16 protein-coding genes are annotated in these 17,821 nt (G+C 41.3%); 9 read left to right on the top strand and 7 right to left on the bottom strand.

Going from position 1 to position 17,821, the window contains the following annotated elements:
- The first annotated feature begins 32 nt into the window (after positions 1-32).
- The 3 genes from ACK5MF_RS18300 to ACK5MF_RS18290 all read left to right on the top strand — a co-directional run bounded on the left by ACK5MF_RS18300 (position 33) and on the right by ACK5MF_RS18290 (position 3,575).
- The gene (locus ACK5MF_RS18300) at positions 33-794 is read left to right on the top strand and encodes an outer membrane protein OmpK (RefSeq protein ID WP_416923959.1); all 762 of its coding nucleotides are present in this window, start codon (positions 33-35) and stop codon (positions 792-794) included.
- Between the two features lie 19 nt (positions 795-813).
- Positions 814-2,280: a sulfatase gene (locus ACK5MF_RS18295; RefSeq protein ID WP_416923958.1), complete on the top strand. Its 1,467-nt coding sequence runs from the start codon at positions 814-816 to the stop codon at positions 2,278-2,280.
- Between the two features lie 86 nt (positions 2,281-2,366).
- Entirely contained in the window at positions 2,367-3,575 is a 1,209-nt protein-coding gene (locus tag ACK5MF_RS18290) for an anaerobic sulfatase maturase (RefSeq protein WP_416923957.1), read from the top strand.
- On the opposite strand, the gene ACK5MF_RS18285 is transcribed toward ACK5MF_RS18290, so the two are convergent.
- Together ACK5MF_RS18285 and ACK5MF_RS18280 are read right to left on the bottom strand one after the other, a co-directional pair.
- Positions 3,567-4,727 carry a hypothetical protein gene (locus tag ACK5MF_RS18285; protein WP_416923956.1) on the bottom strand — a complete coding sequence of 387 codons (1,161 nt, stop codon included), beginning with the start codon at positions 4,725-4,727 and terminating at the stop codon, positions 3,567-3,569. The genes ACK5MF_RS18290 and ACK5MF_RS18285 overlap by 9 nt on opposite strands.
- Before the next feature lie 261 nt (positions 4,728-4,988).
- Entirely contained in the window at positions 4,989-5,594 is a 606-nt protein-coding gene (locus ACK5MF_RS18280) for a YtjB family periplasmic protein (protein ID WP_416923955.1), read from the bottom strand.
- A gap of 107 nt (positions 5,595-5,701) precedes the next feature.
- Here ACK5MF_RS18280 and serB point away from each other — a divergent pair, with 107 nt between their 5' ends.
- Entirely contained in the window at positions 5,702-6,667 is a 966-nt protein-coding gene (gene serB, locus ACK5MF_RS18275; protein WP_416923954.1) for a phosphoserine phosphatase, read from the top strand.
- Positions 6,668-6,729: 62 nt separating this feature from the next.
- Here serB and ACK5MF_RS18270 read toward each other — a convergent pair whose 3' ends face one another.
- The 3 genes from ACK5MF_RS18270 to ACK5MF_RS18260 form a co-directional block, all read right to left on the bottom strand.
- On the bottom strand, positions 6,730-7,611 hold the full coding sequence (locus ACK5MF_RS18270) for a U32 family peptidase (RefSeq protein WP_416923953.1): 882 nt from the start codon (positions 7,609-7,611) through the stop codon (positions 6,730-6,732).
- Between the two features lie 15 nt (positions 7,612-7,626).
- On the bottom strand, positions 7,627-8,640 hold the full coding sequence (gene ubiU / locus ACK5MF_RS18265) for a ubiquinone anaerobic biosynthesis protein UbiU (protein ID WP_416923952.1): 1,014 nt from the start codon (positions 8,638-8,640) through the stop codon (positions 7,627-7,629).
- A gap of 171 nt (positions 8,641-8,811) precedes the next feature.
- Entirely contained in the window at positions 8,812-10,860 is a 2,049-nt protein-coding gene (locus ACK5MF_RS18260; RefSeq protein WP_416923985.1) for an EAL domain-containing protein, read from the bottom strand.
- 210 nt (positions 10,861-11,070) lie between these two features.
- Here ACK5MF_RS18260 and ubiT point away from each other — a divergent pair, with 210 nt between their 5' ends.
- From ubiT to rimI, 4 genes are all read left to right on the top strand, one after another.
- Positions 11,071-11,592, top strand: a complete 522-nt coding sequence (gene ubiT / locus ACK5MF_RS18255) for a ubiquinone anaerobic biosynthesis accessory factor UbiT (protein WP_416923951.1) — start codon at positions 11,071-11,073, stop codon at positions 11,590-11,592.
- Positions 11,582-12,088, top strand: a complete 507-nt coding sequence (locus tag ACK5MF_RS18250; RefSeq protein ID WP_416923950.1) for a GNAT family N-acetyltransferase — start codon at positions 11,582-11,584, stop codon at positions 12,086-12,088. The genes ubiT and ACK5MF_RS18250 overlap by 11 nt, the downstream gene beginning before the upstream one ends.
- Before the next feature lie 347 nt (positions 12,089-12,435).
- Positions 12,436-12,840, top strand: coding sequence for a DNA polymerase III subunit psi (locus tag ACK5MF_RS18245; RefSeq protein ID WP_416923949.1), 405 nt, complete (start codon positions 12,436-12,438; stop codon positions 12,838-12,840).
- Positions 12,841-12,844: 4 nt separating this feature from the next.
- A complete protein-coding gene (gene rimI, locus ACK5MF_RS18240) occupies positions 12,845-13,294 on the top strand; it encodes a ribosomal protein S18-alanine N-acetyltransferase (RefSeq protein ID WP_416923948.1) in 450 nt (149 codons plus the stop codon).
- 87 nt (positions 13,295-13,381) lie between these two features.
- On the opposite strand, the gene ACK5MF_RS18235 is transcribed toward rimI, so the two are convergent.
- On the bottom strand, positions 13,382-15,439 hold the full coding sequence (locus tag ACK5MF_RS18235) for a putative bifunctional diguanylate cyclase/phosphodiesterase (protein ID WP_416923947.1): 2,058 nt from the start codon (positions 15,437-15,439) through the stop codon (positions 13,382-13,384).
- A 503-nt stretch (positions 15,440-15,942) separates the two neighbouring features.
- On the opposite strand from ACK5MF_RS18235, the gene prfC reads away from it, so the two are divergent.
- A complete protein-coding gene (gene prfC / locus ACK5MF_RS18230; protein ID WP_416923946.1) occupies positions 15,943-17,532 on the top strand; it encodes a peptide chain release factor 3 in 1,590 nt (529 codons plus the stop codon).
- Between the two features lie 84 nt (positions 17,533-17,616).
- Here the strand turns inward: prfC and ACK5MF_RS18225 are convergent.
- A partial coding sequence (locus tag ACK5MF_RS18225; RefSeq protein ID WP_416920240.1) for an IS3 family transposase occupies positions 17,617-17,821 on the bottom strand: 205 nt, incomplete at its 5' end.

Below are 17,821 nucleotides of genomic sequence, written 5' to 3'. Positions count from 1 at the left end.
ACCTGCCTAACAAATACAAAAAGGGTAGGAATATGAAAAAAAGAACAATGAAAGCAGTGATCGGTGGTTCGTTGATTGCAATGATGTCAGTGCCAGCAGTGAATGCTGCTGAACTGAAATACACTTTTGGTTCTATCAAGGCTGGTTATGCTAACTGGGATATGGGGTTAGAAGATACTAATCGAGGTAGTTTATGGAAAATTGTTGGTGATTACGGTGCTGCCTTTGACAAAGGAGAGTTCTACTCATTTTACGAGTACAACCGTTTTGACCATCCAACCGATACTCGCAATGTGTCATTGATGGCGAGCGGTCATTATCGTATCAATCAATCAGATTATACAGTTTTTGGTAAGGTTTATGGCTCGATTGAAAACAAATGGGGCGATGAACTCAATACTATGTTGGGGTTTGGCTACTTAGGTTGGCAAGGTCAACAAGGTTTCTTTAAGCCATTTCTAGCCATGCATGAGCTATCTTCTGATTACACTTCTGCGACTCATGGTTCAGCAAATGGAAACAATGGTGTCGTATTAGGCTGGACCGCTGCATATAACTTTAAAGTTGCAGGTGAAAATTTTGCACTATCGAACTGGAACGAGTTTGAAATAGGACGAAATGACGCTTATGCAGAGCAGCAATATTCTGATTTCGGCATCAATGGTGGTTTGACTTTAACTTGGAAAATGGCTCCGCATTTCAGCACCAATGTGACCTACCGATACTTCCAAGACAAACTTGGTTATGAAGGTTGGGGCGACCAGTTGATCTTTTTAGCTGGCTATCACTTCTAAGCGTCTTTAAGGAAATATTATGAGCAATAAAACGTTATTAGCTACGGCTATTTGCGCTTCATTTTTGGCTGCACCAGTAGTTCAAGCGGCACAAGAGCCTAACTTAGTTATTTTTTATGTTGATGATTTAGGATATGGCGACTTGGGTAGCTATCAGCACCCAATCGTTAAGACCCCAAATATTGATAGACTCGCTAGCGAAGGCATTCGTTATACTCAATATTACGCACCAGCACCGCTATGTTCACCGTCTCGCGCAGGTATGCTAACAGGGCGTACACCTTACCGAACCGGTGTTCGTTCTTGGATTCCTGAAGGGGGTAAAGAACACATTGGTGGTAACGAAATTACATTGGCGAATCTGCTAAAAGATAAAGGCTACGATACTGCGATTATGGGTAAGCAACACCTTAATGGCGGCATTGACATGAAAGATCATCCACAGTCGAAAGACATGGGGTTTGACTATAGCTTTGTTATTCCTGGTGGTTGGGCTGACAACGACGAAGTCAAATTTTCTAAGCCGACCAAAAACGGTTTCAGAGAAGGTAAAGTTTATCCTGATAACTTCTGGCGCAATGGCAAACGTGTAGATGCCATGAACAAGTTCAGCGCTGAGATGGTATCTGATGAAGTTATTTCTTACCTTGATGAACGCAAAGGTAGTAAGAAACCATTTTTCTTGTATGTACCATATTCTGAAGTTCATAGTCCATTGGCAGCGCCAGACCGATTCCTATCAATGTATTCTGATTACATTACACCATTCGCTCAGAAGTATCCTGATGCGTGGTACTTTGACTGGGCTAATCAACCATATCGTGGTCAGGGCGAGTACTACGCCAACATTTCATTTATGGATGAGCAGTTAGGTCGTGTGGTAGATAAAATCAAAGCATTAGGTGAAGAAGATAACACAATTATTATTTTCACCAGTGATAACGGACCAGTAACCCGTGAAGCTCGTAAAGCTTATGAGTTAAATGCTGCTGGTGAAACTAACGGGTTACGTGGTCGTAAAGACAACCTGTTTGAAGGCGGAATTCGTGTACCTAGTATCATTAAATACGACGGCATTAAAGCTGGTCAGGTATCAAATGTTCCTGTTACTGGACTTGATTGGCTACCAACGCTGGCAGAGATGATGAATTTTGCTGTACCGACAGACCGCGAAATAGATGGTCAATCAATTACCGCAACTTTCAATGGTAAAGATGTGAAGCGTAACAAACCGCTTATTTGGACCATCGACATGCCAGGGCAAGACGATCCAATCAATGAATGGGCAATTCGCGATGGTGATTGGAAACTCATTCTTGACCGAGATGAACAACCTAAGTATTTGTTCAATATTAGCAATGATCCATATGAAATGTGGAACCAACTTGGTAAGAATCAAGTTGTATTGGATAAGTTGATGAAGGAGTTTGTTCAATACAAACACAGTATTGATAACGACAAAATTAAAGCACAGCGCAAAGGCTAATTAGTCATCATAAAGCTCCCTGTTTTTGCTCAGGGAGCTTTGTTTATTCAATCTTTTAATTACGCTCACGCGAATAAGGCTAGAAAATGTCACAACAAAGTAGCTGTCATGTCATGGTTAAACCAACGGGTTCGGTGTGTAACCTCGACTGTGATTACTGTTTCTATCTTGAAAAAGAGCATCTATATCCTGAAAGAAATAAAGATTACAAGATGAGCTTAGAAATGCTAGATATGTATATAAAACAGTATATTGAAGCGCAGGATGCTCCGGAGGTTGTTTTTGCTTGGCAAGGAGGTGAACCGACTTTAATGGGTGTCGACTTTTTTAGGCGCGCCGTTGAACTCGTCAAAAAGTACAATGTTGATGACAAAAAAGTTATTCATACCTTACAGACCAATGGTTTACTTATTAACGATGAATGGTGTCAGTTTTTCAAAGAAAATGAGTTTTTAATCGGCATTTCTATCGATGGACCGCAAGAACTGCATGACGCATACAGAGTTACACGTTCAGGAAAGCCGACACACCACAAAGTAATGACAGCCATTGAATGTTTGAAAGCATTTCGAGTTGAGTTTAATACCTTAACCGTTATCAATAATATCAATGTGGAAAAACCTCTCGAAGTCTATCGATTCCTCAAAGATATTGGCAGTCGTAATATGCAATTTATTCCTTTAGTTGAAAGGAAGAGTAAGCAACCAAACAAAGATGGCTTATATCTAATTGATCCTGACTATGACCAAGCTGCGGATATGACTCCTCATTCAGTGGATTCCGACAAGTTCGGTTTGTTCTTAAATGCGGTGTTTGGTGATTGGCTGATTAACGATGTTGGTGATATATACATCCAGTTTTTTGAACATACTTTGGCTAAGTGGGCTGGTGAAATCTCCAACTTATGTCATTTCGCTGAAGAGTGCGGCAGTGCCTTTGCAATGGAGAGTAATGGTGATGTATATAGTTGTGACCACTATGTTTATTCAGAGCATATGTTAGGAAATATCCATGCTCAAACAATAAAAGATATTAATTTGAGTGAAAAAAATAAAAAATTTGGTTCTAATAAAGCTAAATTATGTTTGGATTGCAGTAGTTGTGATTACAAATTTCTGTGTAATGGTGGCTGCCCTAAATATAGAATTTTGCAAACTAATAATGTTGATTTAAAAAAGAATTACTTATGTTCCTCGTACAAAATGTTTTTCAAACACTCTGAACCATATATGGTTGCAATGCATGAGTTGATTAAAAGAGGGCTACCTGTAGAAACCATAAAAAATTTATTGTAAGTTCTTATTATAATGTGCGGAAACAATATCAAGTAATAGGGTTGCATTCTGAGCACTCATCTTGGTCAATTGATTGTAAAATGGGTGCGAATAAATATAATTAGTGAATTTTGTTTTAGTTAATAGATTGATAGGTCTAGTTATGTTTGATGATGAGGTAAGGTTACATGTTGCATAAGTGATACTGTTTATGATTGATATATTCCAAATGTCTTTCCAATAATTTTTTAGTATTAATTTGTTATTTGTATGGTTGTTTTGTTTTTTACCCATTCTTAGGTATAATATTTGGCAGCTTTTGTTTTTAACCTTATCTTTAAATGAAGATAGGCAAGAGGCGTAAATAAAACTTTCATGCTCGATGAAATGATTAATGGAATTTATACCAGTTAACTTTTTACTAAGTATATCGAAATGTCGGTAAGAAGAATAAGCTGGTTTTACAATATGACCTAATTCATTTTTCTTTAACTTTGATGTTCCATAATCAATCTCAAAAAATTTCCTTCTCAAACTAATCTCGTACTCTTTGTTTGAAATTTCATATGCAACATCACTACATGCATTTCTCTGTGGAATATTACCATTGTAGACCATTTCGTTTGTTAGTGGTGCACTCGAAAAATAATTGGTAGTGATTTGTAGTACTCGTCCTGTTTTCATACAGTATGAAACAATGACATACAATTTGTTATTTGATGAATTGTAGGGTATGAAAATGACTTCTGTTGCGACATCTAGGTGGTCGATAGCTTCTTTGTTGATAGTATTATTTTCTCTACCAAGTAACATCGCGAGTTTTTTTAGTTTCTGACTAATAATTTTTGCGCTAGTTTTATTTGATATTTTATAATCACTAATATTTCCACCAAAAAAAATGATGTCATTTATTTCTCTAAGATTATCAGGTATATCAGAAAAATCAGAATAATGTGTAAATACAGCGCCACAATTTAGACATTTTTTTCTTGATTTTTCTGACGAAGATTTTCCATAATCAATTAAGTTATTATTACAACCACATTTTCTACAATGACCAATTGACTTATATATGTTTTTGTTACTTTCTTGATTATATTGATAGAATTCTGATTCATGAAGTAAATAAAATGAATATCCACATTCAATGCAGAAAACTTCATCGTTATTCAATAATCGGTAAGAATTACTGTTTTTTATCCCAAAGCTAGGGCAACCAATGGTTTTACACGTGTTTAACATTATATTTAGATATATATATGACGTTTAAGATTTCAAATTTTATTTAATCTAGATATAATATTTTATCACATAGTGGTTATTTAAAAAAACAAAATGTTGAGTTTCAGGTATAGTAATTAACCCCTATAAACCAGTTCAGTATTTTAATCATGCTTCAATCTAAGGATTGTAATTACTTCGGCTTATTATTCATTATTCCACATTCTGCAACAGTAAGTTTTCACCTTTATCTTTTGGTTTACGCTTCAGTAGCAGAGTGAACAACACGCCACTGATAAAGCTCATGATAACCATCAGGTACATGTAGCGATCACTTTTTCGATAGTGATGATCGGAAATCGCTGTCACTTTACCTGTCTCAAACGTAATGCGCACAAAACCGATTAGGTTGCCATCATGCATCACTGGCTCTACAAGTTGCTGACGGCCAATACTTGCCGTTTGCAAAGGTGTATCCAAACCAAGCACTTCTCTTACGCTCATGGCTGAGTCGCTTGAAGCCAGTTTTACACCTTCAGAATCATAAATCGTGGCATCAAATACCAAGCGCTCTTGAGCTAATTGATTGGTGAGATTTAACAGACGTTCCTGATCTTGCTCAGCGATACCTCTGCCAGCAGAGAGTGAAGCTTGAGTAATTAATACCTTAGTAAGGGTTTCTAGCTGGTTAGCTTGAATCCTTTCGTTACCTTTACTGATCACCACACTATTTTTAATCGTGATGACGAACATGCCGATCAGCAACAGTAAGGTTAATAGGCGAATAACCATACGAAAGGAGAACAAAGAACCGTCCATAAGCGTTTTAATCCAAAGAAAATCAGACTTTGCACATATTGAGACTTGCGTTTTCAAATTGCAATAGGGTAACGTCTGCTTATACCAAGACATGGATGCCTTATAATATGCTAGCAATTAAAAAACATACCTCGCTTATCAATCGACTGCCTGAAACTCGTTTATCTTTGCAACTGGAAAAAAGCAAAGCAAGCTGGATTGTGTTTGGGGATTTCTTAACGGCACAGCAGTTTGAAGATATTGATTTTTTTACTGGTTATTACAACGCTATCGTTGATGTGTGGAAAGTCGGGCCTTATGAAGTGGCGCTGATGGACGGAGAATTAACGGTCGAACATGAGAAAATCTTACAAGGTTTAGGTTTAGATTACGCCTGCATCAATGAAGTGCCTGATTTATCAAAACCAGGTTTGATTGTAATGGATATGGACTCTACAGCAATCAAAATTGAATGTATTGATGAAATCGCCAAGCTTGCGGGGGTGGGTGATGAAGTCGCCGAAGTGACAGAACGTGCGATGCAAGGCGAACTTGACTTCGAACAGAGCCTGCGTCAGCGTGTCGGAAAACTGAGTGGTGCCGATGAATCGATTTTAGAATCTGTACGTTCAACACTGCCTTTGATGGAAGAGTTGCAAGAACTGGTAGAGACGCTGCAAGCATTTGGCTGGAAAACAGCGATTGCCTCTGGTGGCTTTACCTACTTCTCTGATCATCTAAAAGCGATGCTCAATTTGGATCATGCGCAGTCAAACACATTGGAGATCATCAATGGCAAGCTGAGCGGTAAAGTGCTTGGCGATGTGGTGACGGCGCAAACTAAAGCTGACATCGTTGAAGAGCTTGCAACTCAGTTTGATATTGAAATGCATAACACGGTTGCGGTTGGTGACGGCGCGAATGACTTAGTGATGATGGAAGCTGCGGGGCTTGGTGTTGCATTCCACGCCAAACCCAAAGTCGAAGCCAAAGCACAGACGGCCGTTCGTTTTGCAGGACTTGTCGGTGTGCTGTGTATTCTGTCTGCCGGTTTAGTAAAGCATCAGAAAATTAGCTGGCAATCTAAACCTTAACGGCAGAATTAAGTTAAAGAAAAAGCGAGCTTGAAACCTCGCTTTTTTTTAATGTCACTCAACTAGTAGATGTTTTTTACTGCCAGTCCCGCCAGTTGATGCCAGTAACCATTACATTGCTGGCTCTCTAACTTGGTTGGATGACCACCGTGTTCGTTTTGCCTGAAGTTGTTTAAGTGCTGGAAGGTTTCAACACCTAATGGACTTAAACGCACTACATCTACTAAACCGCCCATACTCGGTAAGTCGTTTATCAGGTTATAACAATAACCAGACTGAGTTTGAATACCGTTTAAGTTGAAAACGGATTGACCTTCCTGACTGCTGACTTGAATACCGGTTGGATACTTAATACAGCAGGTTTCGCATTCATCTTTCGCTCTGTTCTCTGCGCGAGCAGTAAAACAGCGAGCTGAATAGGCGAGAGGGAGATAGCCGTGACTAAAGACTTCCACTTCAAATTGATTGCGAATACCGATTTTTTCACACTGAAGCAAAACGTTGTTAAGCCAATCGCGTGACAGTTCAACCGGCATGCACCAGCGAGTCATCCCTTGTTTTAGGAATATTTGCAGCGCATAAGCGTTGTAAGTATTGACTGCTGGTCCTACAACGAAAGATAAACCTTTTTCGTGCGCCATTTGAATAGCAGAAACATCATTCGCTTCAATCGCGAAATCGCCATTATCAATGTACTTCTTTAGTACGTTGATTTCGCTTTGCGCTTCGAACAACGCCATGGTAGAAAGAACCACTTGTTTACCAGCCGAAGAAAGTTCTTTTGCGATATCAAACCAGTGCTGCGGTTTCATCTCACGACGCTTGGAACAAACGGTTTCACCAAGGTAAATAATATCGGCGCAGCTCTCTTTTGCTTGTTGATAGAAGCTTTCTACATCTTGTTTTGGCCAGAAGTACAGTAGCGGGCCCAGTGCGTATTTCATATTTCCCCCTTACTACTATTGCCATTTTCGGTGGTACGCACCGAGTGTGGTTTGTGTGCCTTCTGACACGTTAGCTAGCGTGGCATCCCAAGCACTTTCTACTTGGTAGCTATCAGGGTTAGCAAGATAGCTATCAATTGCCGCACGCCATGTACGAGTCACTTGTTCTACGTAAGCTGGGCTACGCTGACGCCCTTCAATTTTTACTGAAGCGACATTGGCTGCAAAAAGCTCTGGTAACAGTGAAAGAGTATTGAGGCTGGTGGGTTCTTCTAATGCATGGTAGCGTTTTTGTTCACCATCGATATTAGCAATAAAGCGACCTTTACATAGGGTTGGATAACCCGCATTTTCGCCCGTTGCGTACTTGTCGATAAGAATTTCATTCAGTCGCGACTCCAGGCCTGATTCAGTTTCTTGCCAGCGTACGTATTTTGCTGGAGAACAGGCGCCAACTGTGTTTGGTGATTCCCCTGTCATATAAGAAGAGAGGTAGCAGCGACCTTCCGACATAATGCATAAGCTACCAAAGGCAAACACTTCAAGATTGACGCCTTCAGGAATGTTACGTGATAGCTGTTTTACCTGATGGATAGAGAGTACGCGTGGCAATACTACGCGTTTCACGTTGAAGTTATTGTGGTAAAATTCCACTGCTTTGACGTTGGTTGCTGACGCTTGAACGGAAAGGTGTAATTCTAAATTTGGGTATTTGTTCGCAGCGTAATCAAGAATCGCAACGTCAGCGACGATTAATGCATCAATGTCGAGATCGGCAGCCTGATCGACAGCGTTAGTCCAGCGTTCAAAACCGTCAGGGTGCGCGAAAGTGTTTAATGCGACATGGATTTTTTTACCATGATCGTGAGTATACTGAACGGCTTTGTTTAGTTTGTTGCCTGTGAAATTCAACCCTGCAAAGTGGCGGGCATTGGTGTCGTCTTTGAAGCCGATATAAACGGCATCTGCACCACAATCAATGGCTGTTTTTAGCGCGGGCAAATTACCCGCGGGGCAGAGAAGTTCCATTGCTCGGTTACTTATTTTTTATGAAAAAGTGACCATATTCTATGAATAAACAAGGATTTTCGATTTGATGTAAGGCAGGTTTCAGCAAATAAGAATTAATTTACTCATTTAGAGTGATGTCTTTCAATTTTCAGGCTCTTTGCTTGATAACTAGATAGCTTTGCTTAAAAACTAAATAGCTTTGCGATGACGGCGGTGTTTGGCGAACAACTCTTCAACTTCATGTTTTGGCTGCGGGCGATGGAAGTGGAAACCTTGAATTGCATGACAATTCAAATTAGATAACAAGGTCGCTTGTTGTTGTGTTTCAACACCTTCTGCCACTACAGATAAGTTAAGGGACTTTCCAAGGTTAATGATGTTTTCGATGACAGTGATCTGCTTTGGCAAGGTATCGATGTCTGTGATGAACGCTCGGTCGATTTTAAGCTCATCAATTGGGAAGCGCGCCAGATACGCTAGCGATGAATAACCCGTACCGAAATCGTCGATAGAAAGGTTAAAGCCAAGTTTCTTAATCGCGTTGAGCATTTGCAACGTGTGTTCGCTATCGCTCATTACGGCACTTTCCGTCAGTTCAAAAGTGATACAGCTAGGATCGAGCGAAGTGGTGCGTAGCAGTTTTTCCAGATAGTCGATTAACTGTGGGTTACCAAATTGTTCAGGAGAGATGTTAATGGCCACTCGTCCCGGCAGAATACCTTGTTGCTTCCAACGTTTTACTGTGGCGAAAACATCACGCATCACCACACGACCAAGGTGTTCAATCAAACCGGCTTTTTCTGCCACTGGAATGAATGCCGCAGGGCTAATGTAACCTTCAACCGGGTGTTTCCAACGCACCAGAGCTTCAGCACCATTGACACTGAAATCACGGGCATTCACTTTTGGTTGATACCACACTTCTAAGCCATTTTGCTGAAGCGCTTTTTGCAGTTCGATCTCCAGCCATAAGCGCATGCGTGCTTCTTTGTTCATCTGATCATGGAATTTGATCAGGCGGTTACGACCGCGATCTTTCGCTTCATACATCGCGGTATCGGCATTTTGTAGCAAAATACGTGCGTCGTTACCGTCGCCCGGATATTGCACACTACCAATTGAACACGCTAAGCGCTTACTGAAGTGATGTAAATCAAATGGTTGGTTGATCAGCGAAATAATACGCTCTGCCAGCATTTCTGCCGAGCGATTGTGTTCCGGCTCTGGAAGAATCAGACCAAATTCGTCACCACCTAAATGCCCTAAAATGGCTTGTTGCGGTAGTAAACGCTTGAGGCGTGACGAAACTTCCTGAATCACTTTGTCACCAATATGGTGACCTAGCGAGTCGTTAATATTCTTAAAGTTATCGATATCCAGATACAACATTACCAGTGGCGTGTCGTTGTGAATTAAATGCTCCAGGCGCTTGGTAAAACCTAAGCGGTTGTACAAGCCCGTTAATGGATCAACGTGGAGATCGGTTTGGCTAGTGGCGGATAGCTGCTTGGTGGCTTGTGACGCATCCTGAATCAAAATCAGTTGCGAATTGTTGCCTAAAATTTGGGTTGTCCCAGCATGTAGCTGAACTCGACGCTCAAAACCACAGCGAGGACCCGTCAAACACTCTAGTGGATTTTCAGTTAATAGCTCGCCAAGTTTAGCGCTAAACACGCCTTTGGTTTTTTCATCAACAAATAAGCGTGACAGCTCTTCATCCAACAACTCGGAAGTATCTTCAAAACCTAGTAAGCGTGCAGCCGAAGGATTGGCTGAAATAATGAAATCATCTTCGACCAAAAGTAAGCCATCAGGTAATAAGGTTGTGAGGGTCGAAAATTTGTTTTCAGAGTCTTCTAACGAGCGGATAAGTATCTGTTTTTCAGACGTATCAATAGCATGGAAGACTATGTGATCCACATTTTTCTTGTCGTTGAAAATTGGCGAGAGCGAAAAATGAAGGCTCATGTCCATGTCGATATCATGGAGCGTCACTTCTGCTTCGAGAGTTTCGCCGCTGAATGCTCTTTGGTAATAACTTTTTAGATGGTTATAAAATTGTTCGCCAAGCACTTGCGAATCATTCATCCCAACCAATTCACTGGCTGTCAAGCCAGCAACATCGCAATACCTCTCATTGACCATAACATAATTATGTTGGTCATCTAATACGGCAAAAAAGAACGGACTGTTAGACGTTATTTTTGCGAACCAGTGCTGTAAGTGTTGCGAAGGCATTTGCGACGGCATTAAGAAACTACCAACTGTGTTTAAGCGCTTATTTGTTCAATAAGAATGAGTTAAGAGCGATACGTACTAACTATAACGTTGATTTCACGGTTAGAAAAGCTTCGCTGTGTTGTTCAATTTCTTGATGCATAACAGGGTTAACCACAATCACATCCCGTATGATGAGTGTTCCAAACACCAAGGTAACGGATAAAGGTCGTGATTAACAATATTCGTATTCAACTAGTTCAAAACGCAGCATCAATTTTGAGATCTCCAGTCCACTTATTGCCTAAATTTGTGCAAAAAAAAGCCTTACTTGATGGTATGACGATGGTGTTTCATGAAGCTCTTGATGATGGTGATTTTGAATTTCTGCAAGGCAAATGGCTTAAAGTTGAAATTCGCGATATGAACTTGTGTTGGTACATCAGTTATGAAGATGACAAACTGGTCGTTGCGGACAACATCAAAGATGAAGATGTGAGCTTTAGTAGCAACTTAAATGATTTGGTTTTGATTGCTGGTCGTAAAGAGGATCCGGACACTTTGTTCTTCCAACGCAGATTATCAATTGAAGGCGATACAGAGCTTGGTCTGGAAGTCAAAAATTTGATGGACAGTGTGGATTTGCAACAATTACCGAAAGCTTTGCAAATTTTACTTCACCAACTGGCGGAATTTGTGCATAAAGGCATGCAAGCACCTAACGCACATAAAGAGGTAGTGAATGCTTATTAGAAGTGAAGCGCCTGCTGATATTCTGGTTGTTGACCAATTGCTGAAATCGGTCTTTGAAACTGACGCTGAAGCCAACCTGGTGATGGCACTGCGCGAGAATGGCAATCGCACACTGTCACTGGTTGCCTGTGAAGATGACGGTGAAGTGGTCGGTTTCGCGATGTTTAGCCCTGTTTCCCTGGAAGGTGAGCATCTTAACTGGCAAGGTCTGGCCCCTTTGGCTGTGAAAGCTGAATACCGTAAACAAGGTATCGGTGCTGAAATGGTGAAAGAAGGTTTAAGCTCTTTGGGTGAGCTTGGCTATCCTGTCTGTGTGGTTCTTGGCGATGCAAATTACTACCAGCGTTTTGGTTTTGAATCTGCAAGTCAGTACGGTTTTAAATGCCAGTGGGACGTGCCTGCTGAAGCGTTTCAAATTGTCGCATTGTGGGAAAACGAGCTGGATAACCGCCAAGGGTTGATTGAATATTGCCCAGAGTTTAATGAACTCGCGTAAATCACCAATCTAAATAGTAATGCGATCATATTGAACTCTGGTGTATCAGCCAGGAATCGAACACAAACACGCATGAATCCATCCGTGGAGCTTCAATTTGCCATCCATGGCAAATAGAGTTTGTTTATCGACACCTGTTTACTGAACAGTTAGTTTTCCAGATGGCTATCAATCGTCTTTTAAGAACAAGCATTCGCTTCTTCTTACCTTTATCGAAGCGACTTGTTAAACAAGTCGCTTCGGCTTATTTGCTTAACAGACTTTGCGCTCTCTACGAACGGTGGTGATTCCGTAGGAAGTTTGTTAGCATTCCTTTCTCGGTCATCCTGCATTACTGATTGTTCATTATGCCTAATCAAGAGCAACAATATTTACAAGCTATGGGAATTCAAAGTTGGGACTTGATTCATCCAGAGCGTTTACAAGGTTATCAGCCAGAAAAAACGGCCTTGGATAATAACTGTAAATTGCTATTGGTGAGTGAATCGTACCCAACATCCAGTGAAGTTGTGCTATTTGAAAAAGTACTGAAGAGCTTCAATGTTGAGTTACAGCAAGCTCAGCATGTTAATTTGCATAATTTAGCAAATATAGAACTCTCAACACTCGAGTGGATCTGGTTTGCAGGATGTGATGACCAAAGCATTTCTGACATCAAAATACTTCGCACACCGTTTTTATCTGAAGTGGATGGTAACACTCAACATCGCCGTAATTTATGGCAACAAATTTGTTCTTACCAGGCAGATTAATCTTATGTCGATTCAGTTTTTACCTTTAGCAGAGCAACATTTGCATCAAGTATGGCAAATAGAGCAGCAAGCCCATAGCCACCCTTGGAAAGAATCAATGATTCGTCAACTTGATAGCCGTGGCGCATGCCATTTTTGTATGTTGTTAGATGATAAAGTCATTGGCTACTTCTATGCGCAAAATATTGTTGGTGAAGTTTCTTTGTTGAATATCGCGATTGATCCTGCAGTGCAGGGCAAAGGCTATGGCAAGCAACTGGCTGAGTTTTTCCTCACTCATTGTGAACAAATTAAAGCGGAGAGTGCATGGCTTGAAGTGCGAGAAAGTAATATCCGTGCGTTTGATCTTTACCAAAATCTCGGTTTCAACGAGATAGATCGTCGGGTTAACTACTATCCGACAGAAAAAGGTAAAGAAGACGCCATTATCATGAGCTATTACTTCTTCTTATAATTGGTGGTTCTTATGGCTGGTAGATCTTATAACTGATAGTTCTTGCCACTGCTAGCTCTTGTAACTGACAGTCGCCGTGGCTGGAGGTTATTTGTTACCGAGACGAATCACGTCACTGTGGTTGGTTATCTCTTTATAGTTATTACTTTGAAAACGCTGCTCAATGTCGTTCACTGGTAGTGGTTTATCAAACAGATACCCTTGGAACTGCTCACATCCTAGTTCTTTTAACGCGTTAAGCTCATCTACATTTTCTACTCCTTCCGCGATCACTTCTAAATTGAGTCTGCGAGTCATCATCACAATCGTATCGACAATGGCTTGATCGCTTTCGTCTAGATGCAGTTGAGTAACGAAAGAGCGGTCAATCTTTAGCATATCGACAGAAAGGTGTTTTAGATATCGCAATGAAGAGTAGCCGGTACCAAAATCATCAATCGAGATATTGATGTGGTTCTCTTTGAGTTTCGTCATTTTCTCTATCGAATTTTCCACATTCTCTAACAGTAAGCCTTCGGTTATTTCAAGCTCTATATGCTCGCCTGAAATTTCGGCTTGTTGCAAGGTGTCGTTAATAAACTCGACAAAACTATCCTGAGCAAACTGAAGTGGACTGATATTGATGGCCAAACGGCGAAAATGAGGTGGTAGTACGCCGGCTTTTTTCCACTGTGCATATTGATAACAAGCTTGCTCGATTATCCAACTACCAATTTGCAGAATTTGCCCCGTTTCCTCGGCAATCGGCATGAACAACCCTGGTGGTAATACCCCTTTTCTTGGATGATTCCAGCGAATAAGCGCTTCGACACCAATAATATTGTGGTGGATATCGACTTGCGGTTGGTAATAAAGCTCAAGTTGATTGTTTGACAGCGCCTCATGCAAACCTTTTTCTATGGCGAGGAAAGATTCAATTTGTGCCTGCATTTCCGGCTTATAAAACACGTAATTGTTTCGACCACCGACTTTTGCTCTGTATAGGGCGGTATCAGCTTGTCGAAGCAGATCAATATTGGTAGTGATATTCTCTGGAAAAGTGGTAATACCGAGACTAACGGTGCAATAGAGCTGGTGACCATCAATGGAGTAAGGGTTTGAAATCAATGCCAGTAGCTGTTTGGCTGCTTGCTCTATATCGTGGGCCGCCACGTTGGAATTCAGTATCGCAAATTCGTCACCGCCGATTCGTGCAGGGATATACCCCGTCTTTGCCCAAGCTTCCATTCTCAGCGCAATCGCCTTAATCAGCTTGTCGCCAATGGTGTGACCTAACGAATCATTGATGGTTTTAAAACGGTCAATATCAATATAGAACAACACGCCACTGGTTTTGTTTAGTCGAGCTTCATCAATAGCTTCGGACAATTTTTGTAGTAACAAACTGCGATTGGCTAGCCCGGTTAAACTGTCGTAATAGGCGAGTTGGTTAAGCTTAATCTCCGCTTCTTCTCGTTGTTTCCATAATTTGTGGAATGTAAACGCTAATTCACTGATCTCATCTCGATGCTCAGCAATCGGTGGTGGCGTTAAGTGCTGCTTTCCTTGTAAAGAACGAACCCATTTGTTGAGCCGAATAATCGGTCGCGACAATTTTCGATAGAAAAATATCAGTAAGATGCTGGTTAGTAGGACGTTCCTAAGCAGATCAAACAACAGAACCTGTGTCATTTTGCTGATGAATTCAGTCGCCAGTGACGTTCCGTCAATGGCAAAACTCAAGCTTCCGACTAACACACTGGAGTCAGGTTTGTGTAGATCGGTCGTGAATGTAGGGATCTGTGGAGTGAAATAGCCGGAAAGCAGTTTGATGAACGGATTCATTTTCGTGATAGGGCGCTGCTTAACGATTAAAGTGTCACCAAAATCATCAATGATTTCTACTTTATAAATGGCAGGGTCAGCCATCAAACTGTCGGCGACTTGTCCGGCAAGAAGATTGTTTAAGTGATAAGCGGCAAGACTGGCATTGTCATAACTTTGCATCAACTTGACGTGATAACCTTCTGCTACTTTTTTTTGCTCTTGATGAAGGTCAACGAGAATATGGTAAAAGCTAAAGCAAATTCCCAGTATCACTGATACCAGAAATACAGTTTTGGCTTGTTTGAATGCCAATGAGTGTCGTTGCTTTGATTTAGCCATAGCGCTCCAAAGTCCTGATATCCTCTTAAAGTTATAGCTCATATTGGCAGATAAATTAATGCTCAATAATGACTATACATTTAACTTTCGAATGATGATATACCCTTATTGCTTGAAGCGGTTGCACTTTATCTTTTTCTATTAAGTTAACCTAATTGTATGAAATTATTGGGGTTTGCTCGTTGATTTTAGGGTTGGTTATTGAGTTAACATCACTTTATATAAGCTTTGATTGTTTATGACGGCAGAATCAGCGAAAATACCCGCCAATCACGATTAACTAACGGATTTGTGCCAGTAACACCTCGCAGGTCAGACTGATGACAAACCCAACATCGTCATTCCAGAATTTCGGAACGAAATATCTGGAATCTAATAAAAGCGCATGCTGTAAGTAGATTCCTGCTTGCGCAGGAATGACGGAAAGGGACTTTGTCAACAAACTCACCTTGCAGGTGGCTGTTTGTACTCTGAATCCGTGCTCAAACGAAAAGAATGATCAAATGGCAGACCCGATTTTTCTAAGCGAAGTCAATAAACGTAGGACTTTCGCGATTATCTCGCACCCGGATGCTGGTAAAACAACCATCACTGAAAAGGTGTTGTTATTCGGACACGCAATCCAAACCGCAGGCTCAGTAAAAGGACGTGGTTCATCTCAGCACGCTAAATCTGACTGGATGGAGATGGAAAAAGAGCGTGGTATCTCGGTTACAACTTCTGTAATGCAGTTCCCATACCGTGATGCGTTGGTGAACCTACTGGATACTCCGGGGCACGAAGACTTCTCTGAAGATACTTACCGTACACTTACTGCAGTTGACTCATGTTTGATGGTTATTGATGCCGCAAAAGGTGTAGAAGACCGTACGCGTAAACTGATGGAAGTGACTCGTTTGCGTGATACTCCCATCGTCACTTTCATGAACAAATTGGACCGTGATATTCGCGACCCAATGGAACTGCTAGATGAAGTTGAGAATGAGCTAAAGATTGCTTGTGCGCCGATTACCTGGCCAATTGGTTGTGGTAAAGAGTTCAAGGGTGTTTACCATATTCACCGTGATGAAACGATTCTCTACGCAACCGGTCATGGTCACACGATTCAAGAAGAGCGCATTATTAAAGGCCTGGATAACTCAGCATTAGATGCTGAAATTGGTGAAGACTTGGCAATGCAACTGCGTGAAGAGTTAGAACTTGTTCTCGGCGCTTCGCACGAGTTTGATAGTGAGTTGTTCCTCAAGGGCGAATTAACACCAGTATTCTTCGGTACAGCATTAGGTAACTTTGGTGTTGACCATATGCTTGATGGTTTGACGGAGTGGGCTCCTGCGCCACAACCTCGTCAATCAAACGAACGTATCGTAGAAGCAACAGAAGATTCATTTACCGGTTTCGTATTTAAGATCCAAGCGAACATGGATCCTAAACACCGTGACCGTATCGCGTTTATGCGTATTGTCTCTGGTACTTATAATCAAGGTATGAAGATGAACCATGTACGCATCGGTAAGCAGGTGAATATCTCTGATGCGGTGACGTTTATGGCTGGTGACCGTTCACGTGCGGAAGAAGCATATGCTGGCGACATCATTGGTCTTCACAACCACGGTACGATTCAAATCGGGGATACTTTCACTCAAGGTGAAAAACTCAAGTTCTCTGGTATTCCCAACTTTGCGCCTGAGTTGTTCCGTCGCATTCGTTTGCGAGATCCATTGAAGCAGAAACAGTTGCTTAAAGGTCTTGTTCAGTTATCTGAGGAAGGTGCAGTTCAGGTGTTCCGTCCATTGCAGAACAACGATCTGATCGTTGGTGCGGTGGGTGTGCTTCAGTTTGATGTGGTTGTTGCGCGTTTGAAATCTGAATACAACGTAGAAGCGATTTATGAAGGCGTCAACGTGGCAACAGCGCGTTGGGTTGAATGTTCAGATGCGAAGAAGTTTGAAGAATTCAAACGTAAGAACCAAAGCAACTTGGCACTAGACGGCGGCGATAACCTAGCGTACATCGCACCGACCATGGTTAACCTGAACCTGGCTCAAGAGCGTTCACCAGAGGTTGAGTTCCGCGCAACCCGCGAGCATTAAACAATCTTTCGTCATCCTGAAAAATGCGTAGCATTTCCATCGTTCCCACGGTCTGAAGTGACCCCATAAAGTTGGACATTTCTGTTAAGCGGCTTGCAAGGCCTGATTTCGATATTCTATCGGAGTCAGGCCTTTAAATTTCACCTTAATCCGTTTTGTATTGTAATACTCTATATATTCTTCGATATTTGCAATCAGTTCATCAGCATCAGTGAAGCTTTGACCGTGATACATCTCTGTTTTGAGTAAAGCGAAGAAGTTTTCAGCCACTGCATTATCTAAACAGTTT

Origin of the sequence: Vibrio sp. (assembly GCF_047973365.1) — a bacterium.
GTDB lineage: Bacteria > Pseudomonadota > Gammaproteobacteria > Enterobacterales > Vibrionaceae > Vibrio.
This window is presented reverse-complemented; position numbering and strand designations above follow the sequence as displayed.

Coding starts and splice junctions, on each gene's coding strand:
- ACK5MF_RS18300 (WP_416923959.1), top strand. CDS start 33: ATGAAAAAAAGAACAATGAAAGCAGTGATCGGTGGTTCGTTGATTGCA.
- ACK5MF_RS18295 (WP_416923958.1), top strand. CDS start 814: ATGAGCAATAAAACGTTATTAGCTACGGCTATTTGCGCTTCATTTTTG.
- ACK5MF_RS18290 (WP_416923957.1), top strand. CDS start 2,367: ATGTCACAACAAAGTAGCTGTCATGTCATGGTTAAACCAACGGGTTCG.
- ACK5MF_RS18280 (WP_416923955.1), bottom strand. CDS start 5,594: ATGGACGGTTCTTTGTTCTCCTTTCGTATGGTTATTCGCCTATTAACC.
- serB (WP_416923954.1), top strand. CDS start 5,702: ATGCTAGCAATTAAAAAACATACCTCGCTTATCAATCGACTGCCTGAA.
- ACK5MF_RS18270 (WP_416923953.1), bottom strand. CDS start 7,611: ATGAAATACGCACTGGGCCCGCTACTGTACTTCTGGCCAAAACAAGAT.
- ubiU (WP_416923952.1), bottom strand. CDS start 8,640: ATGGAACTTCTCTGCCCCGCGGGTAATTTGCCCGCGCTAAAAACAGCC.
- ACK5MF_RS18260 (WP_416923985.1), bottom strand. CDS start 10,860: ATGCCTTCGCAACACTTACAGCACTGGTTCGCAAAAATAACGTCTAAC.
- ACK5MF_RS18250 (WP_416923950.1), top strand. CDS start 11,582: ATGCTTATTAGAAGTGAAGCGCCTGCTGATATTCTGGTTGTTGACCAA.
- ACK5MF_RS18245 (WP_416923949.1), top strand. CDS start 12,436: ATGCCTAATCAAGAGCAACAATATTTACAAGCTATGGGAATTCAAAGT.
- rimI (WP_416923948.1), top strand. CDS start 12,845: ATGTCGATTCAGTTTTTACCTTTAGCAGAGCAACATTTGCATCAAGTA.
- ACK5MF_RS18235 (WP_416923947.1), bottom strand. CDS start 15,439: ATGGCTAAATCAAAGCAACGACACTCATTGGCATTCAAACAAGCCAAA.
- prfC (WP_416923946.1), top strand. CDS start 15,943: ATGGCAGACCCGATTTTTCTAAGCGAAGTCAATAAACGTAGGACTTTC.